Below are 9,153 nucleotides of genomic sequence, written 5' to 3'. Positions count from 1 at the left end.
GTGAACGACACAAGTCCACTGTGGGAGCTGGCCTGCCAGCGATGGCGGCGTGTCTGTCAGCACTGATGCTGGATGTGCCGGCCTCATCGCTAGCAGGCTAGCTCCCACAGGGTTTTGGGTTGGGCATGGATGTTGTGAACCACACAAGTCCACTGTGGGAGCTGGCCTGCCAGCGATGGCGGTGTGTCTGTCACAGCTGATGCTGGATGTACCGGTCTCATCGCTAGCAGGCTAGCTCCCACAGTATTTTGGATTGGCCATGGATGTTGTGAACGACACAAATCCCCTGTGGGAGCGGGCTTGCTCGCGAAGGCGGTGTGTCTGTCAGCACTGATATTGAATGTACCGGCTTTTTCGCGGGCAAGTCGCTCCAACAGGCGGATCAGTGTTGGTCTTGGGTATGGCGGGTTTCCTGGACGGTGACGGTGGCCGTGGTCCCGGCCCGCAGTTTGTCTTTCCTCGCATAATCCTCGTCGATCTTGATCCGCACTGGCACCCGCTGCGCCAGTTTGACCCAGGTGTAACTGGGATTGATGTTGGCCAGCAGGCGCCCGCCGGGCAGGTTTTCGCGGTCGGCGATGGCGAAGGCGATGCTTTGCACGGTGCCGCCGAAGCGCTCGCCGCTCATCAACTCGATGTCGACCCGATCACCCTCCTCGATTCTCGGCAATTTGGTTTCTTCGAAATAGCCGCTGACGTAGAACGAGTCGCTGTCTACCAATGCCAGCAACGGGCCGCCCGCCGTGGCGTAGTCGCCTTCCCGGGTCAGCAGGTTGGTGACGTAGCCGCTGACCGGCGAGATCACCCGGGTGCGCTCCAAATCGTGCTCGGCCTCGGCCAGGGCGGCGATCGCCAGTTGCACATTGGCCTGGGCGAATCCCAGGTTGGCCTGGTTGCGCAGCAAGTCGGCCTGGGCCACCGCCACCTCGGTGCTGGATTTCTCCCACTCTTCGCCGGAGATCGCCGAGCGCTCCTTGAGGGTCCGGCGCCGGCGCTCTTCGCTCTCACGCTGGCGCAACAGCGCCTGGCTGGCGACGATGGTTGCTTGCGATTGCCCCAGGGACGCCTTCGCCACCTCCACTGAACGCCGGGCATGGTCTACTGCCAGGGCATAGCGCGAGGGGTCGATTTCCAGCAGCAACTGGCCCTTCTCCACGTGCTGGTTATCCTGCACGCCAAGGTTGACGATGCGCCCGGCGACATCGCCCGACAGGGTCACCACATCGGCGCGCACCCGGGCATCCCGGGTCCAGGGCGCGCGGGTGTAGTGCTCCCAGGCAAACCAGCCGAGCACAAATGCCAGCAGGACAACCAACAGCGTCGTGAGTTGAGCAAGGATCTTCTTCAAGGCATCAGGCTCCCATCACCAGAATCAAGGTCGCGCACACACAGGCGTACAACGCCCCTTCGAACAAGGCTTCATGCCAGACGAACTGCAACACCCCCAGGCGCCGCAGTACCCAGTCCAGCAGCAGGAAAATCGGCAGGCCCAGCAGCAGCGCCTGGGCAATCGGCGGCAAGTAGACGCCGCCCAACTCAAGATCAATGGGCAATCGCGGGTACTCCCTGCAAGGTGGCGGGTTCAAAGTGACGACGATGACGCTCAAGAAACGACACCACGATCAGCAGCGCCACGCGCATGCGAAACACCGACCACAGGTGCTCATGGACGCTGGAATGCAGCGCATCGAGTTCGTCGCCCAGGGCGTGCAGGCTGTCGAGCACGGCATTGACCGCAATGCCCGGGCGGCCGGCGACCAACCGCCCGGTGTCGCGCACGGTGTCCGCCAGCCGGGTTTGCGTCTGCGGGCTGAGCAGCACGTTGTTCTGCGCCTGTTGCCGCAACTGGTTCAAGGCGATGCCCAGGGCCAGGCAACCGAGGCTGACCTGCAACAGATCGCGCGATGCCTGATCCTGGATGGCCGGCATCAGGCCCAGCATCATGGTCAGGCGGTCGACCATGCGGCTCTCGAAGGCAAACTGGTTTTGATCGGTGGGCGGGATTTTCTGCAACGCATACACCTGCTCGCAGTTTTCCTGAAACAGCCGACGCATGCGCAGCGCCGGCCTGAACGGGAAAATCAGCGCATACACGCTCAGCGCCAGGGTGGCGGCGAACACATAGCTACCAGCGAATTCGAACCACTGGGTGGCGCTGTTCTGGCCCAGACCGGTGTTCAGGGGGCCCAGCATCAAGAGCGTGATCAGCCCCAGGCCAATGCCGGTACCGGTGGTGGCCGGCGTGGACAATCCCACGGCAACCGCATACAACAACGGAGCCAGCACCAGGGCCAACAGCTCGAAATCGCTGATCATCGGCACCAACGCGAAGGCCAGGACAGACGACACCACCAGCGCCAGGCCCAAGCCCCTGGCGAAACTCTGTGCGGCCATCAGAGGCCGAGGAAAGGTTGCCATCAACGAACAGAGAATCCCGGTCACGATCATGCCGCCCCGCGCACCGTCCCACCCGGTTTCGATCCAGATCAGGCCGGCCACCATCAGCGCGCAGTAGGCGCGAATGGCGTTCATTGCCGCCAGCGTGAAGTCCAGATGCAGCGGGTTGGCTTTGACGCGATACAGGCTGCTGGCCTTGCGCCCGCTCTGAATCGCATCCGCCAGTTCAAGAATGGTTTCCAACTGTTGCAGCATGCGCGCCTGTTCCCAACGCAGGGACCAGGACAACGAGCGCAAGGTCGGTTTCAAGGGTTCGGTCAGCTGTTCGGCGCGGTAAGCCAGAGCATCGAAGCGCTGCTGCAACGCGGCAAACTGATGCCGCTGCTCACTGGACAGCGCACGGCCCTGTTGGGCCAGTGTGTCGAGAAAAGCCAGTTCTTCGGTCAGCAAATGCTGGATCTCTTCGGGAAGATTGCCTTGCCAGCGTTCCAGCAACAGTTCGCGCTGGTGACGCAACGCGGTGAGCCGCGCCGTCAGCAATAGCAGCTGATTGGCGAGCAGTTGCACCAGTTCATCGGCGCTGCGCAGACGCGGCGCGTCGTAGTACAAATGTCGGCGTACCCCTTCCAGGGCGCTGATCTGCCCGAGCAGTTGCATCAGCCGTTGATGGAAGTCGGTCGCGCTTTCTTCGGTACGAATCACCGCGCTGGCATGGGTGGCCAACAGCTTGATGACCTGATCGATCCGGTTGAAATAATCCTTGGCCACCGCTTCCGGGCGCGCGGTCAGCAGGCTGACGACACAGACGCAGGCCACCGCCAGCAAGGTCTCGGTGACGCGGGTCACGGCCAACAGAAAGGTGCCGTCCTGATCCGGCACCGACAGCAGCCCCACCACCACCGCCGTGTAGCCGCTGAGCACGAACGCCCCGGAACTGGTGTAGCGCAGCAAGGTACCGCCGGCCGTACACAGCGCCAGCCACAGTGACAGGGTAATCAGGAATGGCACCGGGGCCTGAGGGAAGATCGCCATGATCACCACCGCCACCGCCGCGCCCGCGGTGGTGCCGATCACCTGGCCAAAACTGCGGGCCAACGCCATGCCGGCCAGTGGCTGACTGACGATGACCACGGCCATGATCGACCACTTGGGCTGGTCGAGATCGAAGAGAAACGCCAGGTACAGTGTCAGCAACCCGGCGGTGATGGTTCTCAAGGCGAACAACAGTACCCCGCGGCTGGGGTGGATCAGTGCCTTGAAGTACTGCAGCAGTGCTTGCATGGAAAGGCTCGTCGAGTCGTCTCCAGCAAGCTTAGTCACTGCTTGGGCGGGTGGTTCAGTTTGTGAGCGCGCCCTCTTCATACGGGTTTTGGATTTCGATCGGTGTCTGGACGGGGGTCCCGTCCTGAACAAGTTTCTTGATCGGAACCGGCAGCTCGTCAGCCTTGGAAGCAAGCTTTGCAATCGCTGCGCTCAGCGCTTCGCTATTGGGCCAGAACTTGCCGGTACTGTCGTAGGCACCCAGGATATTCTCGGGCGATATATCTTGCGCATAGCGTATTCGAGAAGGATTGGCACCCAGATTCGCAGCGCCCGCCCGCCAGTTTGCAGTCCTGACCAGGTCCTCCCCTTTGATCCCACTGCCATTGATGAGGTAGGTCCATCCGCCTTGCTTGCCCCCCTCGTAAAACGCCCCCATGCCAGCCTGATCGTAATAACCGGACGCCTTCAGGCCCCCATTGGACTTCAAGCCCGACTTGAATATCTCCTGTGGTGCGCGCATGTCTCCATGCATGGCGAAACCTTGATAGATATACCCTTGCTGCGGTCCACCAAAATAGATGACACGTGAGCGCTCCATGAGTCGCTGTGCCACGTCAGGTCCTTTGTTCAATGCCTTCAATCGCTCCACAACGGCGGGGCCGGTAAGCTTTTTAGTCACCTTTTCTTGAATGACCCATTCACTGCGGACGATGGGCGGGATCGGTTTTGCGATCCTTTTAACGCTGGTCGCGACCGGCGAAGGGGAATGCCCATACTTTGGAAGGTGCCGGGAAATGTCGTCGGGAAACACGCCGGCAGCCTTCAAGCGGTCGCCCACTTTCCTGGCGATGCGGGCGGCCGTCACCTTGGAAACGACTTTGCCCAATACCTCGCCAATGTAATGCCCCGCCACTTGGGCAATCATGCCCTTGATGGCATTGGCTTGATGACGACTGCCCTCCATCGGGTCGTCGTGGAGCTTTCCCCTGACGTACTGAGCCGCCGACGCTCTGGCGCCCATCCGGAAGGCGGCCCCCGCCGTCGGTGCGCCGGGCAACGCCAGGATGATTGCGGCACCGGTCAACCCGTCCACCAGGATTTCCATGAACTTGTCGATGGCGCGTTCGGACCAGGTCGAGGTCATCGTATCCATGTCGGCTCTGGCTTTGGATACGACGTTCTCGAACATTTCCTTGTAGGCATCATGGTACTCACCATAGTGGGTCGGACCCTCCCGGCGTCCAAATGCAATGGGCTTATAGGACCATTTATAACTCTCGAACATGTGCAACGGATTCCAATCCCATTCGAATTTCCCCTGGCTGTATTTGAAGTCATCCTCATCGCGGGCAAAAAAATCCCTCAGCGGAATTCGTTTCGATAGTTCGTCCCTCAGCGCCGGAAACTCTTCTATGGATTTACCCTGCTCCTTGAATAACTCGAGCGGGCTTTCGATGACGGTCTCGTTACCACCGAGGAACACAAACAACCCCTCCGGGCCCCTTCCCCGGGTTAGAAAAACGGCGTTCGACACACGGGTGAAGTCGGCGTATCGGCCCTGTTTGATACTGACGGGTCTGATACGGATATCGCCCTTCAGGAAGCTGTCGGCAATGTCCCGACCTTGCTCCGACAACTTGCCTGCCGTCAGACTGTCGCCCACCACCTGTTTCAACTTGAACTTGAAGTTCTCTTTCCATAACTCATGGATCTTGGGTTGAGACAGGACTTTTTCCGAACGCTCCTTATAATTGGCCCACACATCAGTGCCTTCCACCGCGCTCCTGAACTCGGGTGTATAGAGCACTGGCCAGACAATTCTCACGTTTTCTCGCGATTGTGCTTCTCGTTGCGGGCGCTGCATTAACAGCTCGGCCAGGGTAAACATTTTATGCCGGGTGGTCGTCTTGTAAAATCCGCCATGTTTGCCGTTGGGTGGCGGCAAATCGTACTCGACCCTGAATAATGTCCTGTAATTGACTTTATGCTTCAAGACATCCGGTATATCCGATTGGGTGACGAGACCCTCGATGACATCGACAATGAATAACGAGGGGTTCAAGACTTTCTGCAGGTTGACAAAGTCCTCGATAAACAAGTCTGCCGCTTGGGTTATGGTGACGCCGGGCGCTATCTCTTCGTTCGGTGGGATCGCATTATCGGCATCCTGCAATCGCTGCCCTGCCCGAATCAGGGAGTGTGCAGCGAGGCCGCTTTCTGAAGTCTGCATGTTGGAGAAACCCATCGCGTCCAAACCCACGCTGCGCCTGCTGCGAACCTTGGCCTGCGTGTCGGTGGCTTCTGAAGTGGCGGGTTCGGTGGTGGTCTCATTGACCGGGTCGACTTCGAATTCGTCCCGGGCCTCCCACATCGCGAGTTCGTCCCATGTGTGCAGGTATTGCTCATAGGTCAGGTTTTCCCGGTCGGGCATGGGCTGCTGCATGAGTGTCTCGAGGTCCTCGACCAGCTGCAGATCGTCGGCCGGGTCGTCGTACTCGGAGGCGCTGACCAGCCTTTTCACTTCACGGGCAAAATCCGGATGCAGCTCCAGGACTTCTGCAAACGCCTCGACGATGTAGTCCTCGATCACCGCGTCCTCATCCGGCTCGACGTCGGGTGTGAGTTCCACGCCTTGCAGAGGGTCAACCCACTGCTCGGGCTCGGGCAGGAACCAGGTGGCGGCAAAATTGCTCACCGCCATGTAGAGCGTCAAAATCGCCGCCGCTGTCGCCGCGATTTGCACCGGGTAATCGGCTTGTGGGCCCAGATCGACCGTAGGCGATTGGTAAACCTGTTCCCGAACGTCCTCCAGCATGTCCCGCAGTTCAAACGCGTCATTGGCATAGGCGCTGTCCCAGGGCACCAGGTTGCTGGCGAGGCGCTCGAAAATCCGGTCCACCTGGGCGGCCGCCTGGCCCAGCATGGCCAGTGGGTCCATGGGCGGTTCCAAAGGTGAACGGGAAAGATCCGCTGCGCCGTTCTTCCAGGCGTCGCCCGCGTTCAGGGGCTCGCGGGCAGGCGCAGGTCCCGGCCCTTTCTTTATATGGCTGTCGTCCAGATCAAGGCCGAGCATGTTCACCACGTTGGCGGCGTACAACAATTTGCCCATGATGCTCTCGGGGATCTTTGGGCCGTTGTCGGTGACGTGGGTGTAGAAATCACCACTGCGCTCGAAGGCCTGGAGGGTTGCGAGCAACGCTGGGACGTCCTCATTCGATGGCGCTGGATTTGCTGTCTGCGTTGCCATCGACGACGAATCCGTGCGACCGAAGGCCCACTCCAGCCAACGGGTGGCGGTCAGTACATCCAGCCAGCCGGCACGGGTGTCGTCATCGGGCCGGATCTCATCGCGCAGTGCCTTGACCCTTTCCACGTAGTGGTCCGGCCAACGCACCCGGGCGACGTCCTTTTGCTCGAGAAAGTCGATGAAGGCTGTCAGCTCCGCGCAGGCAGACTTGGGTGTCGGGCGCAGGTCTTTGGCGTCTGCCAGTATCTGAAGTGCTGCGTTGAGCTCGCCATCGCTTGAACGAATGTAGCTGCGTCCTTCTTTGGCGAGTTCATTGAGGCGGTTCAAGTGAGGGTCCGAAAGCAACTCAGCGTTTGCAATCTTCTCGTCCCGGACGGTCCTTGAGTGCTCCATTTGCGAATGAAGGAGCCCCTTCAGCCCCAGGTCTGTTTTTCCATCGACAAAGCCCAGGTTTTCTCCCAGCGAAGCGGCCCATTTGTCCGGTGGCAAATGGCAGATGACCTTGACGATTTCTGCCAGGCGCGCTTGGGTAAGCGCCCCTTTCGGGCGCACGGAGCGCAACATTGCCGCCTCGATCAGATCGGCGACGGCCTCTCCCGCTTTTGTCTGCAAAACCCCGCTGGACACGAAGGCGCGCGCTTCCTTTTCGGTCAGGGCCTGGGTCTTGAGGTGGGTTTTGAAGTCTTCCCATCGCTCATCAAGATCGGCCTGGCTTATAAAGTCGGGCAGGAAAGTCGCCAAGGGGGGACGTACGAGTACCGGCGGCGGAATGTCCGGATTGGCCACGGCGGGATCTGCGACACTGAGGTTTTCCAACACGCGAGCACTGTTGCCCGCGCTCAGCAGCGTGCTGGACACGACAGTGTGTGCGATGGCGTCGTTGGCAGGGGGAAATCGCGAGGCAGACGTTGTTGCATGGCTAAGGGGCAGCACTGAATGATGTTCCGTTTCAACTGAATCAATTGCCAAGCATGGATTCATGACTGGAAAACATCTTGTAAAAAACGCTTATGCTGCGCCCCGGGTTTGACTACTGCCCCAGACTGATAAAAGCTGACACTCTTTCGCTGACGCCCCAGACACGGATTTTGCATGCCCAAGTCCCGCCGTAATTTGCTCATCAGCCTCTGCGCCCTTTTTGTCGTCGCCCTTGCGTGGTTTTTCCTACACAGCAGCGCGCCGGTGGTGCCCGCGGCGATCAAACGCGGTTTCAGCGAAGCGCTCACGGCGGCCCGCAACGGTCAACCGGGCGCGGCGCGGGTGCTTTACCAGCAACTGGCCCGCCCGGACCTCTCGCCCAAGCGCCGGGTGTGGCTGCACGCCGAATTGCCCAATTATCCAAGTTCGATCGCCCTGAAACTGGCGGATGCCGATTTGCAACATGAAGCGCCCGAAGTGCGCATTGCGGCGATCAAAAGCATCAGTGGCCTGGTGCCCAACGGCCAGCGCAGCCTGTTGCTGGGGCCGTTGCTCGATGACAGCGAACAGAGCGTGCGCCTGGCGGCGGTCAACGCCCTGCTCGGTTTGTCGCCGGACGATCTCGGTCTGTATTTCGGACCGTTGGAGCAAGCCATCGACGCCTGGCAACAAGTCCTGAAGAACGCGCCGCAAACGGCTGAAACCCACTCTCAACTGGCGCGCCTGCATTTGCACAACGCCGAGCTCAAAGAAGCCCAGCAGGAACTCGATCAGACCTTGCGCCTGGCCCCAGACAACCTGCCGGCGCTGGTGATGCAGATCGACGTGCTCGACCGCCAGGGCCAGAGCGAAGCCGCCCGGCAGTTGCTGGCCAAACAGCTGAAGGCCCAACCCGATTCCGCCTACCTGCAACATGCCCTGGGGATGTGGCTGCTGCACCACGGCCAAAGCGAATTCGCCCTGCTCGGCCTGTCCAAGGCGGTGGAACTGGAGCCGGACAACAAGGATTACCGCTATGACCTGGCCACCACCCTGCACGGCGAGCAGGAGCTGGAGGCGGCGCAAAAGCAACTGCAGGAAATCGTCCAGCGCCACCCCAGCGACCGCAAGGCTCGGGTGCTGCTGATCAATTACTGGAAGGAAAGCGGGCAACTGCAAAACGTGCAGATATTGCTGGCGCAGCTGGAACAGATGAACCCGGATGATCCGGCTCTGCAGCAAGGGCTTTGATCGAGAGGCCCGGCGTGCGGCGGCTCCTGTATTGGAATGCGCAAATGTGGGAGCGGGCTTGCTCGCGAAGGCGGTGGATCAGCCAATACAGCCTTGAC

The 9,153-nt window shown here is 60.4% G+C and carries 5 protein-coding genes; 1 reads left to right on the top strand and 4 read right to left on the bottom strand.

From position 1 onward, the window contains the following. Positions 1–382: 382 nt before the first annotated feature. Genes B0W55_RS27405 through B0W55_RS27390 form a run of 4 tightly spaced genes read right to left on the bottom strand, consistent with a single transcriptional unit; the run spans position 383 to position 7,876 of the window. On the bottom strand, positions 383–1,348 hold the full coding sequence (locus B0W55_RS27405; RefSeq protein ID WP_077049036.1) for an HlyD family secretion protein: 966 nt from the start codon (positions 1,346–1,348) through the stop codon (positions 383–385). A 4-nt stretch (positions 1,349–1,352) separates the two neighbouring features. Then, positions 1,353–1,553, bottom strand: a complete 201-nt coding sequence (locus B0W55_RS27400) for a DUF1656 domain-containing protein (protein WP_077049035.1) — start codon at positions 1,551–1,553, stop codon at positions 1,353–1,355. Then, the gene (locus tag B0W55_RS27395; protein ID WP_077049034.1) at positions 1,543–3,678 is read right to left on the bottom strand and encodes an FUSC family protein; all 2,136 of its coding nucleotides are present in this window, start codon (positions 3,676–3,678) and stop codon (positions 1,543–1,545) included. Before B0W55_RS27395 ends, B0W55_RS27400 begins: the two co-directional genes overlap by 11 nt. Positions 3,679–3,733: 55 nt before the next feature. After that, a complete protein-coding gene (locus B0W55_RS27390; protein ID WP_139340990.1) occupies positions 3,734–7,876 on the bottom strand; it encodes a hypothetical protein in 4,143 nt (1,380 codons plus the stop codon). Between the two features lie 123 nt (positions 7,877–7,999). On the opposite strand from B0W55_RS27390, the gene B0W55_RS27385 reads away from it, so the two are divergent. After that, on the top strand, positions 8,000–9,055 hold the full coding sequence (locus tag B0W55_RS27385; protein WP_077049032.1) for a lipopolysaccharide assembly protein LapB: 1,056 nt from the start codon (positions 8,000–8,002) through the stop codon (positions 9,053–9,055). Positions 9,056–9,153: the final 98 nt, after the last annotated feature.

This window comes from Pseudomonas sp. KK4 (genome assembly GCF_001984065.1).
Lineage (GTDB): Bacteria > Pseudomonadota > Gammaproteobacteria > Pseudomonadales > Pseudomonadaceae > Aquipseudomonas.
This window is presented reverse-complemented; position numbering and strand designations above follow the sequence as displayed.